Origin of the sequence: Dactylosporangium sp. NPDC000244 (genome assembly GCF_040300725.1) — a bacterium.
Lineage (GTDB): Bacteria > Actinomycetota > Actinomycetes > Mycobacteriales > Micromonosporaceae > Dactylosporangium.
On the sequence record NZ_JBEPEH010000007.1, the window covers coordinates 208,996 to 224,313 of the forward strand.

Sequence of the window (15,318 nt, forward strand, 5' to 3'; positions counted from 1 at the left end):
TCATGACGCCATCCGCCGAGCGAGCAGGGCGACGCGCGGTGCGCGCCGCCCACCAACCAGCGTCAGTACTCGCCCTTGATGACGAAGAACGACCCGCGAATGGTGCCGGCCAGCTTGGACCGCTGGCGAGCGAACTTGAAGCGCTCCGCCAGCTCGGCCGGGACGTCCATCCCGTCGGAGAGCTTGAAGCCCACTGCTCGCTTCTCGCCGGCCTCGATCGTGTAGAGCACGTTGACGGCCAGGCCCGACCGGTAGAACACGTAGGTCCAGCGGATGCCCTCGACCTCGAAGGACGTCGCCTCCAGCGGCTCGGAGGCGATGGTGATGTCCCGCTCCTCAAGCAGGATGCGGTGCACGTAGGCCACCGCATCCGCGGCCTGCGACGCCGACTCGACCGTGAAGACGTGGTCGTACTTGTTCTTGAAGTAGCGGGCCTCGTTGGCGCGCAGGCCGGCCAGGGCCTCGGCCACGGGCGAGGACTCCAGCCCGACGGTGGAGACGCTCTCGAAGTCGACGACGTACGTCACGTGTGCTCCTAGACGTTGAACCGGAACTCGACCACGTCGCCGTCCTGCATCACGTAGTCCTTGCCCTCGATGCGCACTTTGCCCGCGGCCTTGGCCGCGTTCATCGCGCCCGCCGCCATCAGATCCTCGAACGACACCACCTCGGCCTTGATGAAGCCGCGCTGGAAGTCCGAGTGGATGACGCCGGCCGCCTCCGGAGCCGTGGCCCCGATCGGAACCGTCCAGGCGCGGGCCTCCTTGGGCCCGGCGGTGAGGTACGTCTGCAGCCCGAGAGTCCGGAACCCCACCCGGATCAGCTGGTGCAGGCCCGGCTCCGGCTGCCCGATCGAGGCCAGCAGCTCCAGGGCCTCCTCCTCGTCGAGGTCGGTGAGCTCCGACTCGATCTTGGCGTCGAGGAAGATCGCCTCGGCCGGGGCGACCAGGGCCCGCAGCTCGCCGAGGAAGGCCTCGTCGGAGAGGCCGGCCTCGTCGACGTTGAAGACGTACAGGAACGGCTTGGCGGTCAGCAGGTGCAGCTCACCGAGCTCGGAGACGTCGAAACCGGCCGAGTAGAGCGTGTTGCCCTCGTTGAGCAGCTCCGAGGCGGCCTTCGCGGCCGCGGCGACGCCGGAGCGCTCCTTGCGGACCTTCGCCTCCTTCTCGAGCCGCGGCAGCGCCTTCTCGATCGTCTGCAGGTCGGCGAGGATCAGCTCGGTGTTGATCGTCTCGATGTCGTCGCGCGGCGAGACCTTGCCGTCGACGTGCACCACGTTCGGGTCCGAGAACGCCCGCACCACCTGGCAGATCGCCGACGCGTCGCGGATGTTGGCCAGGAAGGCGTTGCCGCGCCCCTGCCCCTTCGAGGCCCCGCGCACCAGCCCGGCGATGTCGACGAACGACACCGGCGCCGGAATGACCTTCTGCGAGTCGTACAGCTCCGCCAGCCGCCCGAGCCGCGTGTCGGGCAGCCCGACCACGCCGACGTTGGGCTCGATGGTCGCGAACGGATAGTTCGCCGCGAGCGCGTCACCCTTGGTCAGGGCGTTGAACAGGGTGCTCTTGCCCACGTTGGGCAGGCCGACGATGCCGATGCTGAGTGCCACGACATGTCAGCTTACGCAACCCGCCCTCAGCCCAGTTCGATCCCCAGCGCATCGGTCAGCCCGCGAAACGCCCGGGCCGCCTCCCCGAACCGCCGCGGCCCCGACAACACGTCCGGGAAGGCCGGGTCGGACAGGTGCGGCTCGAGCGAGGCGAACCCCGCGAAGCCGTCGTCCCGCAGCGCGGTCAGCGTCTCGGCCAGCTGCCCGTCCCCGGCCCCGGCCGGCACCTCGATGCCGTCGGCGGCGCGGGCGTCCTTCACCTGGAGGTACTCGATGAAAGGCCGCAGCATCGCATAACCCTCGCTGAAGGGCCGCACGCCCACCTGCACGAAGTTCGCGTTGTCCCACGCCACCCGCAGCGCCGGCGACCCCACGGACTCGATGAGGTCCAGCACGCGGCCGGGCGTGTCACCGTAGATCGCCTTCTCGTTCTCGTGCACGAGCACGACCGACTCCCGCTCGGCCACGTCGGCGAACCCGCGCATCCGCCGCAGCACCGTGTCGCGCACCTCCTCCGCCGCGACGCCGTCGGGCCGGTAGAAGGAGAACAGCCGGACGTACCGCGCGGAAAGCCGCCGAGCGACCCACACCACCCGCTCCAGCCGCGCCTGCTCGACAGCCGGATCGTCGAAGACGCCGCACTTGCCGATCGGCGACGCGACGGCCGAGACCCCGACCCCGTGCCGCGCGAGCACGTCGGCCAGCCGCACCACGTCCTCGTCGCCCAGCTCGGCCACGTTGACGCCCCACGCGCTGCGGACCTCGATGTGCCGGGCCCCAAGAGCCAGAAGCACCGGCAGCTGTACCGCCGGATCCGCATCGATCTCATCCCCGAACCCGGACAGCGTCCACCGCACCATGCCCAACATTCTGGAACACCGATACGAGCCCCGCCGAATCGGCTGGGAAGCCGCCTGCGCACCCGGCCACGCGGGCATCGCGCGGCACAGGGCGTCCCCGGCCAGGACCTGCCACCCCGTCCCGTGGCGGCCCGACGGCGCCACCTCGGCCACCCAGCCCGATGGCGCTTTTTGGTTGTTCGGCACGACGGCGCCACCTCGGCCACCCAGCCCGACGGTGCTTTTTGGTTGTTCGGCACGACGGCGCCACCTCAGCCGCCCAGCCCGACGGTGCTTTTTGGTTGTTCGGCACGACGGCGCCACCTCAGCCGCCCAGCCCGACGGTGTTCTTTGGTTGTTCGGCACGACGGCGCCACCTCGGCCACCCGGCCCGACGGCGCGCGCCCCTCGGCCGCCCGGAGGACCGACAGCCATCCGCCACCCTCGCCGGCCGGCGGCGATGATGAACCCATGGAAGCCGATGCCGTCGCCCGCGCAACCGACCCCGGCACGATCAGCACCATCGCCGCCCAGCTGCGCGCCCTCGGCCTGTCCCCGGGCGCGACCGTGATCACCCACTCCTCCCTGTCGAGGCTGGGCTGGGTGGCCGGTGGTGCCCACGCCGTGGTACTCGCGCTGCTGCAAGCCCTGGGCCCGGACGGCACCCTCGTCATGCCGACCCACTCACGCCACCTGACCGAGCCCGCCGACTGGGCCAACCCCCCGGTCCCCGAGCCCTGGTGGGAGATCATCCGCGCCGAGACCCCGGCATACGACCCGCGCACCACGCCCACGGGCTACATGGGCGCGATCGTCGAGTGCTTCCGCACCTTCCCCGGCGTGCGGCGCAGCGCCCACCCGACGGTCTCCTTCGCCGCCCTCGGCCCCCTGGCGGAGCACCTGACCGCCGGCCACGACCTGGACGACGGCCTGGGCGAGTCCTCACCGCTGGCCAAGCTGTACGAGGCCGACGCCTGGGTCCTCCTGCTGGGCGTCGGACACGACAACAACACCTCGCTGCATCTGGCCGAGTACCGCGCGGACGCCCCGAAGTCCTACCACCGCCAAGGCTCCCCCGTCGTGGTGGACGGAGCCCGCCGATGGGTCACCTACCGCGAGCTCGACGACGACACCTCGCTCTTCGAGCCCCTGGCCAAGGACTTCGCCGAAATCACCGGAGCCGAGCGCATCGGCCCCGTGGGCGCCGGAACGGCCCGCCTGATGCGACAGCGCGAACTGGTCGACTTCGGCGCCCGGTGGCTGTCTCAGCGGGCCGCAAACGCCAACTGACACGCCGCACCCAACGCATCGCCACACCGCGACCGCACGAACGCACAATCCTTCCCGCACAACCGCGCAATGCACCAACGCGCGGACGCGGGCGCACCGTGCACAAACGCACAACGCGACGAGCATGCAGCGCGGACACGGACACGGACGCGGCGCATGGGCACGACACGCGGGCACGGCGCGGCGGGCGCGGCAGGCGCGGCGCGGCAGGCGCGGCGCGGCTGCGCGCGGGACGCGGCACGGCGCGGCGGTTGGATGCGTGGCGGTCGATCCCGGGGGCGTGCGCGGCAGGCCGAGGAACTGGGTGGGCCGCGCGGCGTCGCTGAGGTGGAGGGCTGAACGACGACACGCGGCCCGGGCATGGGTGACCGGACAGTTGAGGGGGGATCGTCCGGGCCACCCGACCGAGAAGTCTGAATCCCGAGGCATTCTCGCGACATGTCCGGCCTGTGCCGTAATGCAGACATGGCGCGATGTGGACATCCGTGGCGTCAAGCGGACAGACGTCACGCTATCCAGGCTCGCCGCGCCGCCTCACAGGCCAGGCCCGCCCTCACATCCACGGCCGCCGAAGCCATAGGCCGCGCCATCCATGGGACAGCGCCCCGACGCCCAAGCCCCGACCGGGGACACGAGCAACGACACCACGCGGGCACAAACCGCCGCCGCCAGACGCGAGCGAGAAGCACGACCGCCGTCAGCCGCGAGAAAGAAGCACGACACCGCGCACCGCCGTCGTCAGCCGCGAAAGAGAAGCACGACACTCGCGCGCGGGTACAAACTGCCGTAGGAGGGCAGTGCGACGCGAGGTCAGGCGAGCCAGCCGCGGCGGCCCGCCTCATAGGCCAGGCCCGCCCGCGTGTCCACCGCGGCCGTCGCCATCAGCCGCTCCAGCCGCCGCTGCACGGTGCGCTTGCTCACGCCCAGCTGCGAGGCGATCGACTTGTCCGGGAAGCCGGCCACGAACAGCGACAGCAGCAGCCGGTCCGCCCCGGCCGGACCCGCGTCCGCGGCGCCGTCCAGCAGCGGGGTGGCCCGCTCCCAGGTCGCCTCGAAGAGGGCCACGAACGCGTCCAGCAGCTCGCCCCGCCGGATCAGGGCCGCCGTCGGCTCGACCAGGCCGAGGTCGCGGTCCGGGACCAGGGGGCAGAGCGCCATGGTGCGGTCGGCGATCGCTAAGCGGACCGGGAGGGCGTCGACCACCCGTGCGCGCTCGCCCCGGCGCACCGACGCGGCGATGCCGTCGAGCTCGCCGGGCATCTCGATGAGGGCGCGTTCGTAGATCGCGCGGTACCGGACCCCCCTCGCCAGCGCCGAGGGCTCCTCGGTGTTGTCGGGGCCGGCCATCGCGATGGGGTTGACGCGGCAGAACCACAGGATCTCCTCCTGCGCCGAGTCCTGCATGTCCCGCAACCGCTCGCGCAGGGCCGCGGCGCCCACCACGATCTCGACGAGATGGTCGGCGATGCGTCGCCGGGAGGTCTCGCGGTACTCCTCCGTGAGCCCCGCCACCACCCGCCGCGCGGACTCCAGCGAGCGTTGCCGGCGCAGGAGTGCGTCGCCGAGCGCGACGTCGGGCGGCAGCGGCTCGAAGATCGGGCCGCCGCGCGCGAGGCCCTTGGCCCGCAGCGACTCCAGCAGCCGGGCGACCTCGGCGGCCGGGATGTCCGCGCGGTCGGCGAGGTCGTCGGCGCCGGCGACCGCCAGGCGCACCAGCAGCCGGTACACACTCTGCTCGGCCGGGTCCAGCAGCTCCGTGTCCTCCGACATGATCGCCAGCCTACGAACGGCCGCCGCCCGTGACGAGAGGGGCGGCGGCCGGTTCGCTTATGCCTGGGCCAGCGGGTCGTTCTTCGGGTCGTCGTAGTGCACGGTGTCGAAGCGGCCGTCGTGGTCACTGTCGGTGATGGTGTAGTCGCGGCGGCCGTCGCCGTCCTCGTCGCGGGCGATGTAGTCGGCCCGGCCGTCGTGGTTGGTGTCGCGGATGTCGGTGTCGATGCGCCCGTCGCCGTCGGAGTCGACGATCACGCGGTCGAACTCTCCGTCGCCGTCGGAGTCGAGGATCGCGACGTCCTTGTGGCCGTCGCCGTCGGTGTCCACGAAGACCGCGTCGATGCGCCCGTCGCCGTCGAGGTCGCGCAGCTCGGTCTCGAGCGTGCCGTCGCCGTCGGTGTCGATCGCGATCCGGTCGATCACGCCGTCGTTGTCGTCGTCGTACGCGGCCGCGTCGGCCACGTTGTCGCCGTCCTGGTCCAGTGCGTAAATGGTCTCGCCGTGCTCGCCGTGGACCTGGACGATCCGCGGCTCGGGGTCGGCGGCCTCAAGTCCCTCGGTGGCCTCGTGGTCAGTCATGCGCACCAGACTAGGGCCGGCGACCGCCCACATGGACGTCCGAATCCCGCCAGTCGCCGGGTCGTGCGCGGGGCAGGATGGAGTCGTGGAACTCGACTTCGAAACCTGCCGCAAGGCGGCCACCAGCCGTGACTCGCGCTTCGACGGCGTGTTCGTCACCGCGGTCAAGTCGACCAAGATCTATTGCCGCCCGTCCTGCCCGGCCATCACGCCGAAGCGGGAGAACGTGCGGTTCCTGCCGACGGCGGCGGCCGCGCAGCGCGAGGGCTTCCGCGCGTGCCTGCGCTGCCGGCCCGACGCGGCGCCGGGCTCGCCCGACTGGGACGTGCGCGGCGACGTGGTCGGGCGCGCGATGCGGCTCATCGCCGACGGGGTGGTCGACCGCGACGGGGTGCCCGGGCTCGCGGGCCGGCTCGGGTACACCGAGCGCCACCTGCACCGCATGCTCACCGCCGAGGTGGGGGCCGGGCCGCTGGCGCTGGCCCGGGCCCAGCGCGCGCAGACGGCGCGGGTGCTCATCGAGACGACCGGGCTCGGGCTGGCCGACATCGCGTTCGCGGCCGGGTTCGGCAGCGTGCGGCAGTTCAACGACACGATCCGCGAGATCTACGGCCGCACCCCGTCGCAGATGCGCGAGCGGCGCACGCAGCCGGAGGTGGACGAGGGTGTGGTGACGGTACGGCTGCCGTATCGCGCTCCCCTGCACGCCGAGGCGCTGCTGACGTTCCTCGGCGACCGGGCGGTAGCCGGGATCGACGGGCTGGACGAGGAGGGCTACCACCGCAACCTGCGCCTGCCCCACGGCCCCGGCCGGGCGACGCTGACCCCGCGGGAGGGCCACGTCGCCGCCACGCTGCGCCTGACCGACCTGCGCGACCTCGCCCCGGCGGTGGCGCGCTGCCGGCGGCTGTTCGACCTCGACGCCGACCCGGCCGCCGTCGACGCCGTGCTCGGCGCCGACCCGGCCCTGGCGCCGATGGTGCTCAAGGAGGAGGGCGTGCGGGTGCCGCGCGCCACCGACGGCTTCGAGATCGCCGTGCGGGCCGTGGTCGGCCAGCAGATCTCGGTCGCCGCCGCGCGCACGGTGCTGCGCAAGCTCATCGCCGCCGACGCCGGGCTGTTCCCGACCGCGCCGGAGCTGCTGGCGCTGCCGGACGAGGCGTTCGCGATGCCCGAGGCGCGCCGGCGCACCCTGCGCGGGCTCGCGGCCGCGGTCGCCGAGGGCGCGCTCGACCTCGACGGCGGCGGCGACCGCGAGGAGACCGTCGAGCGGCTCAAGGCGCTGCCCGGCATCGGGGACTGGACCGCGCAGTACACGGCGATGCGCGCCCTCGGCGACCCCGACGCCTTCCTGCCGACCGATCTCGGGGTGCTGCGGGGGGCGCGGGCCACCGGGCTCCCGGACACCCCGAAGGCCCTCGCCGCCCACGCCGAGCGCTGGCGGCCCTGGCGGTCCTACGCCGCCATTCGACTCTGGAGGATGCTGTGAACGTTTTTTGGACGACGACCGACACCCCGGCCGGGGAGTTCACGATGCTCACCGACGCGGACGAGACGGTGCTGGCCAGCGGCTGGACCACCGACGTGCCCGGGCTCATGGCGCTGGCGAAGCTCTCGGGCACGGTCGAGCGGCGCGCCGATCCGGGGGTACCGCTGAAGGCTCTGAAATCCTATGTGGACGGTGACCTGACCGCGATCGACGGCGTCGCGGTGCGCCAGCGTGGCGGTGCGTTCATCGCGCACGCGTGGGACGTGCTGCGGCAGGTGCCCGCGGGCGCGCCGGTGACCTACACCGAGTTCGCCGAGCGGGCCGGACGCCCGGCCGCGGTGCGCGCGGCCGCGATGGCCTGCGCGACCAACGCCGCGGCCCTGTTCGTGCCCTGCCACCGGGTGCTGCGCCTGGACGGGACGCTCGGCGGGTTCCGCTGGGGGCTGCCGGTCAAGCGCTGGCTGCTGGATCATGAAGCCATCTGAATATCGGTTGGCGCCGATGTGATGGCGCCGTAGCTTAGAGGCATGTCAACGACCGCCGCGCCCCCGCAGGCGCGGCGGTCGAGTAAGGCTCACGCGCTGTGGCGGATGCGGGTGTACCTGCGGCCGTACTACCGGCTCACCGCGTGGTCGATGGCCGCCGCGGTGCTGTCCACCGCCGCCAGCCTCGCGATCCCCCTGCTCATCCAGCGCGTCGTCGACGGCCCGGTGCGCCACGGCGACGAGCGCGGGCTGTTCCTGCTGGGCGGGCTCGCGATCGCGCTCGGGGTGTGCGAGAGCGTGCTGAGCTTCGTGCGGCGCTGGGCCCAGTCGGCCTCCTCGGTGGGCATGGAGGCGCGGCTGCGCGAGGACCTGTACGCCCACCTGCAACGCCTCCCGATCGAGTTCCACGATCAATGGCAGTCCGGGCAGCTGCTCTCGCGCGCCACGTCGGACCTGTCCTCGATCCGGCGCTTCCTGTCCTTCGGGCTCTTCTTCTTCGTGCTCAACCTGGCCACCTACCTGGCCGTGTCGGGCCTGCTGATCCACCTGTACTGGCCGCTGGGCGTGTTCGTGGCGCTCAGCGCGATCCCGCTGTTCCTGATCGTGCGGCGGTTCACCGGGCGGTACTTCGCCGCCTCCCGCGAGCTGCAGGACGCCATCGGCGACCTCACCACGCGGGTCGAGGAGTCGGCCCAGGGCATCCGGGTGATCCGCGCGTTCGGCCGGCGCGACCACATGAGCGAGCACTTCACCGGCGGCGCCCGGCACGTGCACGACCTCGGCGTGGGCAAGAGCCGCATGGTGGCCCGCACGCTCTCGCAGTTCGACCTGGTGCCCAACGTGACGCTCGCGGTCGTGCTGGTCGCGGGCGCCGTGCAGGTCTCCAGGGGCCAGCTCACCGTCGGCACGCTGGTCGCGTTCGTGGCGCTGCAGGTGATGCTGGTCTGGCCGATCGACATCCTCGGCTGGATCATCGCCAACGCGCAGGAGGCGATGAGCGCGTCCGTGCGCATCTACGAGGTGCTCGACACCCCGCCGTCCATCGTGGACCGCCCGGGCGCCGTCAGCCCGTCCACAGTGGAGGGCCGGGTGCGCTTCGCCGGCGTGGCGTTCGGCTACGAGCCGGGCCGGCCGGTGCTGCGCGGCATCGACCTGGAGGTCGAGCCGGGCGAGACGGTCGCGATCGTCGGGCTCACCGCCAGCGGCAAGACCACGCTGGTCTCGCTGGTGCCCCGGCTCTACGACGTCGACGCCGGGGCGATCACCATCGACGGGCACGACGTGCGCGACCTGCGGCTCGACTCGCTGCGGCGGATCGTGGGCACCGCGTTCGAGGACCCGACGCTGTTCTCGATGAGCGTGCGGGAGAACCTGACGCTCGGGCGGACGGACGCGACCGACGCCGAGATCGCCGAGGCGCTCGAGATCGCGCAGGCCGGGTTCGCGTACGACCTCCCCTGGGGCCTCGACACGCGCATCGGCGAGCAGGGGCTCTCGCTCTCGGGCGGCCAGCGCCAGCGCCTGGCCCTGGCCCGCGCGGTCGTCGGGCGGCCGCGGGTGCTCGTGCTCGACGACCCGCTGTCGGCGCTGGACGTGCACACGGAGGCGCTCGTCGAGTCGGCGCTGGCGACGGTGCTCGCGGGGACGACGGCGCTGCTGGTGGTACACCGGCCCTCGACGATCGCCCTCGCCGACCGCGTCGCGTTCCTGCAGGACGGCCGCCTGGCCGCGATCGGCACCCACTCGCACCTGCTGGCCACCTGCCCCGGCTATCGCGAGGTGCTGCGTGGCGCTTGACGTCCAGCGGTGGCGGGGTACCGCGACGGAGGAGCCCGACCCGACCGAGCGCGTGGCCAGCCGGCGGCTGCTCGGCTCCCTGCTGCGCCCGCACCGGGCCGCCATCGGCATGCTCGTCGCGCTGCTGCTGACCCAGAACCTGGCCGGGATGGCCGGCCCCCTGCTGGTGAAGCTCGGCATCGACCGGGGCATCGGGCACCCGCCGACGCTCGTGCTCGTCACCGTGCTGTTCGGGGTGGCCACCGCGGCCGAGTTCGGCACCCGGCGCGCGTTCCTGGCGATGTCCGGCCGGGTCGGCAACGCGGTGCTGCTCGACCTGCGCACCCGCGTCTACAACCACCTGCAGCGGCTGTCGATCGGCTTCCACGAGCGGTTCACCTCGGGCCGGGTCATCGCGCGGCTCACCAGCGACGTCGACAACATCTCCGAGCTCACCGACGGGGCCCTGGACGACCTGGTGCTCGCCGCGCTGTCGGTGCTCTCGGTGGCCGGCATCCTGCTGTGGCTGGACCTGCCGCTGGCGCTGGTCACGCTCGCGTCGTTCCCGTTCCTGCTGTGGCTCTCGCGCTGGTTCCAGCGGGCCAGCGCGCGGGCCTACCGGCGGACCCGCGAGACGATCGCGCTGGTCATCATCCACTTCGTCGAGTCGCTGGGCGGCATCCGGGCGGTGCAGGCGTTCCGGCGCGAGCGGCGCAACGACGAGATCTTCGCCGCGGTCAACGACGACTACCGGCGGGCGAGCCTGCACGCGCAACGGCTCGTCGCGACGTACTCCCCCTCGATCAAGATGATCGGCAACGTCTCGATCGCCGTGGTGCTCACCTACGGCGGCTGGCGGGTGCTGCACGGGCACACCGAGGTCGGGGTGCTGGCCGCGTTCCTGCTGTACCTGCGGCGGTTCTACGAGCCGATGCAGGAGCTGTCGCAGTTCTACAACACCCTGCAGTCCGCGACGGCCGCCCTGGAGAAGCTGGCGGCGGTCCTGGACGAGCCCCCGGCGGTCGCCGAGCCGCGCTCGCCGGTCCGGCTCACCGCGGCGCGGGGCGAGCTCGCCTTCGACGCGGTCGAGTTCGCCTACGACGCCGGGCGCCCGGTGCTGCCGCCGCTGGACCTGTTCGTCCCGGCCGGACAGACGATCGCGCTGGTCGGCGCGACCGGAGCCGGGAAGTCCACGCTGGCCAAGCTCGTCGCCCGGTTCTACGACCCGACCGCCGGCACGGTGGCGCTCGACGGCGTCGACCTGCGCTCGCTCGCCGAGGACGACCTGCGCCGGGCCATCGTGATGGTGACCCAGGAGAACTACCTGTTCTCCGGCACCGTCGCCGACAACATCGCCTTCGGCCGCCCGGGCGCGACGCGGGCCGAGGTGGAGGCGGCGGCCGCGGCGATCGGCGCGGACGCCTTCATCCAGGGGCTGCCGCAGGGCTACGACACCGACGTTCGCAAGCGCGGGGGACGCCTTTCGGCCGGACAACGCCAACTCGTGGCGTTCGCGCGTGCCTTCTTGGCCGACCCCGCGGTGCTGATTCTCGACGAGGCGACGTCCTCGCTGGACATCCCGAGCGAGCGGCTCGTCCAGCAGGCGCTGCGCACGATCCTGGCCTCGCGCACCGCGCTGGTGATCGCGCACCGCCTGTCCACAGTGGAGATCGCCGACCGCGTGCTGGTCATGTCGGGCGGCCGGATCGTCGAGGACGGCCCGCCCGCGACCCTGGTCGGCGGCGGCGGCCACTACGCCGACCTGCACGCCCAGTGGCGCGACTCCTTGCTCTAGATCTGTCGGGTACTTGACAGCGATCTCCGCCCGGTCGCATGAATGGCGGGGTTCACGCCCTCGATCTACCGTGGATACATCGGTTCATGGGAAGATTCTCGTCACGCTATGGATCTATGGAGGGTCATCTCGGTTGCTTCAGGGCATGACCACGACTCTGATACCGCGCGGATGAAGAGGACCGATGACTGGCGGACGCTGGAGTGGCCAGACCCGATTTCTCGTCGTGTTCGTCGGGCTGGCGCTGGTCGGCCTGGGTGTGCTGACGACGGTGCAGTTCCGCAGCACCGCTGGGGCCGCCGTCCTGGTCGGCGCCGGGGTCCTGGTGGGGCTCGCGGGCCTGTCCGGCGGGACGATCAACATCCGCTCCACCGACCGCGAGGAGCGGCTGGCCTCCGCGGGCCGGGCACAGCAGGACGGTGACGCCGAGGGGGCGTACGACCGCTTCGTCCAGCTCATCCGCGGGCACGCCCCGCAGGCCATCGCCTACCACGAGGGCGCCAACGCCGCGCTCTACGAGGCCGCCGGGCGCGAGGGCCAGAAGCTGCAGCCCATCTTCGGCTACGGCCTGGGCCCGATCGCCATGTCCGAGGCCCACATCATCGTCGACATCCGGGCCGGCACCGGCTTCTCGATCTCGCGCATGCAGGCGACCCTCCAGGCCCTGCTGGTCGGCCCGACCGCCTCGTTCCAGGCCGCGCTGGTCATCATCAACGCCTCGCCGGACGACTCGATCCTCGGCTCGGTCCGCCAGCTGAGCACCGCGCTGGACCGCCCGGTCTCGGCCGTGGCCTGGCGTATCGGCGACCACTCCGACGCCATATCCGACGCGATCGTCTCGCTGCGCCGCGAGCTGCGCCGGCGCGAGCGCGAGTCCCCGATCGACGTGCCGTCGGAGATCCTCGACGACTACGAGCCGGCCTACGACCAGCCCGAACCGTTCGAGCCCGCACGGTTCCCGACCCGGCCAGCGCCCCCGCCGCCGCCGCCCATCCCCCACCAGCAGCCCCAGCGCATGGACGATGACGACGACGTCTACCCGCACATGACGTCCTCGACCGTCTACGGCTCCCAGGCCGCCGGGCACCACGACGACGAGCCCGACCCGGCCGACTGGCCGGCCCCCGAGCCCCGCCGCCGCCCGTCCCCGGCCCCCGCCCCGGCTCCGCGCGTCTACGACGACTCCGCGACCTGGCAGCGCGCGACCGACCTGCACTGGCGAGGCCAGCTGCAGGAGGCCGAGGAGGCCTACCGCGAGATCGTCGACGCCCGCGCCCACGCCCTGGGCTGGGACCACCCCGACACGCTGACCGCCCGCGACCAGCACGCGACGGTCCTGCGCGACCTCGACCGCCTGGCCGAGGCCCTGGTCGAGTGCGACGAGGCCCTGACCGCCCGCGTGCGCATCCTGGGCGAGGACCACCCGGACACCCTGACCAGCCGCAGCCACCTGGCCACCATCTACCACCAGCTCGGCGACCTGACCCGCGCCGAGGGCGAGCACCAGCGGGTCCTGGACTCGCGCACCCGCGTCCTGGGCGCCAACCACCAGGAGACGCTGATCAGCCGCAGCAACCTCGCCAAGGTCTACCAGGACATGGGCGAGCTCGACCGCGCCATCGACGAGCACGGCACCGTGATGCGCGCCCGGGCCCGCCTGCTCGGCCCGGAGCACCGCGACACCCTCATGAGCCGCAGCCTCCTGGCCTCGGCCCTGCACCACGCGGGCCGCCTGGCCGACGCGGAGTCGGAGCACCGAGCGGTGCTCGGCAGCCGGCTGCGCCTGCTCGGCCCCGTACACCTGGACACCGCCGTCTCCCGGCACCGGCTGGCGAGCGTGCTGCACGACCTGGGCCGGCTGGACGAGGCCATCACGGAGTACCGCGCGGCCCAGGCCGTCTACGCCGAGCTCCTGGGCGCGTCGAGCCCCTTCGCCCGCGCGGCGGCTTCGGACCTGACCCTGGCCGAGCGGGCGCTGCGGGGGGCGCAGGGCAGTCGCCGCTACTGACGGGTCGTCTGCTGGTCATGGCTCGGGTCCGCGGGGGTGCGGACCGTCGCTCCCGCCAGACACCGCTCGGCGCTGACGCGCCGACGCTGCCAGGCCCGCCGCCGGTCACCCTGGGCCCATCCACCAGCCCCAACGACACCGCCACTTCCGCACCGGCGATCAGCCCAAACGACCAGCACTCCGCCACCGACTTTCGGCGCTGAACGCTGCCAGGCCCGCCGCTGGTCAACCTGGGCGCATCTATCAGCCCCAACGACACCGCCACTCCGCACCGGCTCTCGGCGCCGACGCGAGCAGCACTCCGGCACCGGCTTGACGATCCGATAAGTCGGGCACTCCGTGCCACGACTTATCGGATATTTCGGTTATGCCCGAATAGCAGGCGGGCCTTCGACGGCGTCCCGAGGTTCGACGGACCCGCGGACCGCGGACAGCCTGGATCGACGCGCCTCGGAGTGCTGGATCAGACCGGCGCCACTCCGGGCCGGGTGAGAATTCCGACCAAAGCCGGGCAATGCGGTACCTGGTGTCGGAGGCCCTACTCGCCTCTGTCGCAGACATGATCGAGTCGGTGCTTGCGGGCACCTAGGGTCGCGCCATGTTCGGACTCGGCCGGAAACCCGGCGCCAATGCGATCACCGCTCGCGGCGAGATCGTGCACGTCGATTTCGGCTCGCAGAACGTCGATAGCCACGGCGGGACCCGGTCGACTCGATACACCGTGCGCGTGCGCGTGTACCCCGATGACACCCCTTCGTTCGAGGCCTCCATCAAGGTCAAGCTGCGCGGCACCGCCGGCCCGATGATCGGCGAGGAAACCTGGGTACGCTACGAGCCGGCCAGCCCAACCCGCATCGACTTCGACCGCGACCGCATCAAGGATCGAAGCTACGACCGCGTCCAGGCGAACCCGGGACTGCGCGTGGTGGTCGACACCCTGTACCGCCACGGCGATCCCCCGGTGAGCGTCATCGCCACCGCCCGCTGAGCCCCGCCGCCGCGCTCAGGCCGCGCCGGGATGCGGAGTGGGCCGCCCATCGCGCTCCAGTCCAGTGCACCCTCAGGCCCGTCGCGCACGAGTCGCGCGGGGATGCGAAGTCGGCCGCCCGTCGCACTGGAGTCGCGGCGGGAAGCGAAGCCGGCTGCCCGTCGCGCTCCGGTCCGCCAGCGTGCCTCGTTCGTCTTGCTTCGGCCGCGTCGGTCGCGAAGGCGCGTTTCGGTCGCATCGGCTGCGGCGTCAGGTCCGTCGCGCGTCGGCTGCGAAGTGGTCGTCGGTCGCGGCGGCCGCGGGGCGCTTCAGCCGAGTTGCCTGTGGCGTCGCAGCCCGTCGCCCTTCGAACTGGTCGGCGATCGCGACTGCCCGCCAGTCGCCAAAACCGTCGTCCCGGACGGCGATCGCGACTGCCCGCCGGTCGCCAAACCGTCGTGTCGGCCGTAGCGCGAAGAGGTTGGCCGAACGCAATGCCGGACCGCGGTCCGAGTGGTGGTCGTTGAGCTGCTGCACGGGTGCCAAAATCCCGGCGACGGTCCGCGCGGCATTCGGGCATAACCGAAATATCCGATAAGTCGTGGCACGGAGTGCCCGACTTATCGGATCGTCAAGCCGGTGCCGGAGTGCTGCTCGCGTTGGGCTGAAAGCCGGTGCCGGAGTGGCGGGTGTTGTCAAGGCCGGCCG

13 protein-coding genes are annotated in these 15,318 nt (G+C 72.3%); 7 read left to right on the forward strand and 6 right to left on the reverse strand.

Annotated elements, in window-relative coordinates:
• Positions 1-62: 62 nt before the first annotated feature.
• The 3 genes from ABT369_RS12075 to ABT369_RS12085 are packed head-to-tail and all read right to left on the reverse strand — an operon-like array spanning position 63 to position 2,469.
• Positions 63-527: a DUF8821 family protein gene (locus ABT369_RS12075; protein WP_350611763.1), complete on the reverse strand. Its 465-nt coding sequence runs from the start codon at positions 525-527 to the stop codon at positions 63-65.
• Positions 528-535: 8 nt separating this feature from the next.
• On the reverse strand, positions 536-1,609 hold the full coding sequence (ychF, locus tag ABT369_RS12080; RefSeq protein ID WP_350611764.1) for a redox-regulated ATPase YchF: 1,074 nt from the start codon (positions 1,607-1,609) through the stop codon (positions 536-538).
• A gap of 26 nt (positions 1,610-1,635) precedes the next feature.
• A complete protein-coding gene (locus ABT369_RS12085) occupies positions 1,636-2,469 on the reverse strand; it encodes a sugar phosphate isomerase/epimerase family protein (protein WP_350611765.1) in 834 nt (277 codons plus the stop codon).
• Positions 2,470-2,919: 450 nt separating this feature from the next.
• Here ABT369_RS12085 and ABT369_RS12090 point away from each other — a divergent pair, with 450 nt between their 5' ends.
• Complete coding sequence (locus ABT369_RS12090; protein ID WP_350611766.1) at positions 2,920-3,738, forward strand: AAC(3) family N-acetyltransferase; 819 nt, start codon at positions 2,920-2,922, stop codon at positions 3,736-3,738.
• Positions 3,739-4,548: 810 nt separating this feature from the next.
• On the opposite strand, the gene ABT369_RS12095 is transcribed toward ABT369_RS12090, so the two are convergent.
• Together ABT369_RS12095 and ABT369_RS12100 are read right to left on the reverse strand one after the other, a co-directional pair.
• The gene (locus ABT369_RS12095; RefSeq protein ID WP_350611767.1) at positions 4,549-5,508 is read right to left on the reverse strand and encodes a helix-turn-helix domain-containing protein; all 960 of its coding nucleotides are present in this window, start codon (positions 5,506-5,508) and stop codon (positions 4,549-4,551) included.
• Positions 5,509-5,565: 57 nt separating this feature from the next.
• Entirely contained in the window at positions 5,566-6,090 is a 525-nt protein-coding gene (locus ABT369_RS12100; RefSeq protein WP_350611768.1) for a hypothetical protein, read from the reverse strand.
• A gap of 85 nt (positions 6,091-6,175) precedes the next feature.
• Between ABT369_RS12100 and ABT369_RS12105 the strand changes: the two genes are divergently transcribed.
• The 6 genes from ABT369_RS12105 (at position 6,176) to ABT369_RS12130 (ending at position 14,631) form a co-directional block, all read left to right on the forward strand.
• Positions 6,176-7,579: an AlkA N-terminal domain-containing protein gene (locus tag ABT369_RS12105; RefSeq protein ID WP_350611769.1), complete on the forward strand. Its 1,404-nt coding sequence runs from the start codon at positions 6,176-6,178 to the stop codon at positions 7,577-7,579.
• Positions 7,580-7,623: 44 nt separating this feature from the next.
• Positions 7,624-8,064 carry a methylated-DNA--[protein]-cysteine S-methyltransferase gene (locus tag ABT369_RS12110; RefSeq protein WP_350611870.1) on the forward strand — a complete coding sequence of 147 codons (441 nt, stop codon included), beginning with the start codon at positions 7,624-7,626 and terminating at the stop codon, positions 8,062-8,064.
• 42 nt (positions 8,065-8,106) lie between these two features.
• A complete protein-coding gene (locus tag ABT369_RS12115) occupies positions 8,107-9,861 on the forward strand; it encodes an ABC transporter ATP-binding protein (protein ID WP_350611770.1) in 1,755 nt (584 codons plus the stop codon).
• A complete protein-coding gene (locus ABT369_RS12120) occupies positions 9,851-11,635 on the forward strand; it encodes an ABC transporter ATP-binding protein (protein WP_502891731.1) in 1,785 nt (594 codons plus the stop codon). The genes ABT369_RS12115 and ABT369_RS12120 overlap by 11 nt, the downstream gene beginning before the upstream one ends.
• Positions 11,636-11,819: 184 nt before the next feature.
• A complete protein-coding gene (locus ABT369_RS12125) occupies positions 11,820-13,643 on the forward strand; it encodes a tetratricopeptide repeat protein (protein WP_350611771.1) in 1,824 nt (607 codons plus the stop codon).
• 598 nt (positions 13,644-14,241) lie between these two features.
• The gene (locus ABT369_RS12130) at positions 14,242-14,631 is read left to right on the forward strand and encodes a hypothetical protein (protein ID WP_350611772.1); all 390 of its coding nucleotides are present in this window, start codon (positions 14,242-14,244) and stop codon (positions 14,629-14,631) included.
• Positions 14,632-14,880: 249 nt separating this feature from the next.
• On the opposite strand, the gene ABT369_RS12135 is transcribed toward ABT369_RS12130, so the two are convergent.
• The gene (locus tag ABT369_RS12135) at positions 14,881-15,147 is read right to left on the reverse strand and encodes a hypothetical protein (protein WP_350611773.1); all 267 of its coding nucleotides are present in this window, start codon (positions 15,145-15,147) and stop codon (positions 14,881-14,883) included.
• Between the last annotated feature and the right edge of the window lie 171 nt (positions 15,148-15,318).

What these genes read in the sequence shown, in the direction of transcription:
- ABT369_RS12115 (WP_350611770.1), top strand. Translation starts at nt 8,107, where the DNA reads ATGTCAACGACCGCCGCGCCCCCGCAGGCGCGGCGGTCGAGTAAGGCT.
- ABT369_RS12085 (WP_350611765.1), bottom strand. Translation starts at nt 2,469, where the DNA reads ATGGTGCGGTGGACGCTGTCCGGGTTCGGGGATGAGATCGATGCGGAT.
- ABT369_RS12125 (WP_350611771.1), top strand. Translation starts at nt 11,820, where the DNA reads ATGACTGGCGGACGCTGGAGTGGCCAGACCCGATTTCTCGTCGTGTTC.
- ABT369_RS12090 (WP_350611766.1), top strand. Translation starts at nt 2,920, where the DNA reads ATGGAAGCCGATGCCGTCGCCCGCGCAACCGACCCCGGCACGATCAGC.
- ABT369_RS12095 (WP_350611767.1), bottom strand. Translation starts at nt 5,508, where the DNA reads ATGTCGGAGGACACGGAGCTGCTGGACCCGGCCGAGCAGAGTGTGTAC.
- ABT369_RS12110 (WP_350611870.1), top strand. Translation starts at nt 7,624, where the DNA reads ATGCTCACCGACGCGGACGAGACGGTGCTGGCCAGCGGCTGGACCACC.
- ABT369_RS12130 (WP_350611772.1), top strand. Translation starts at nt 14,242, where the DNA reads ATGTTCGGACTCGGCCGGAAACCCGGCGCCAATGCGATCACCGCTCGC.
- ABT369_RS12100 (WP_350611768.1), bottom strand. Translation starts at nt 6,090, where the DNA reads ATGACTGACCACGAGGCCACCGAGGGACTTGAGGCCGCCGACCCCGAG.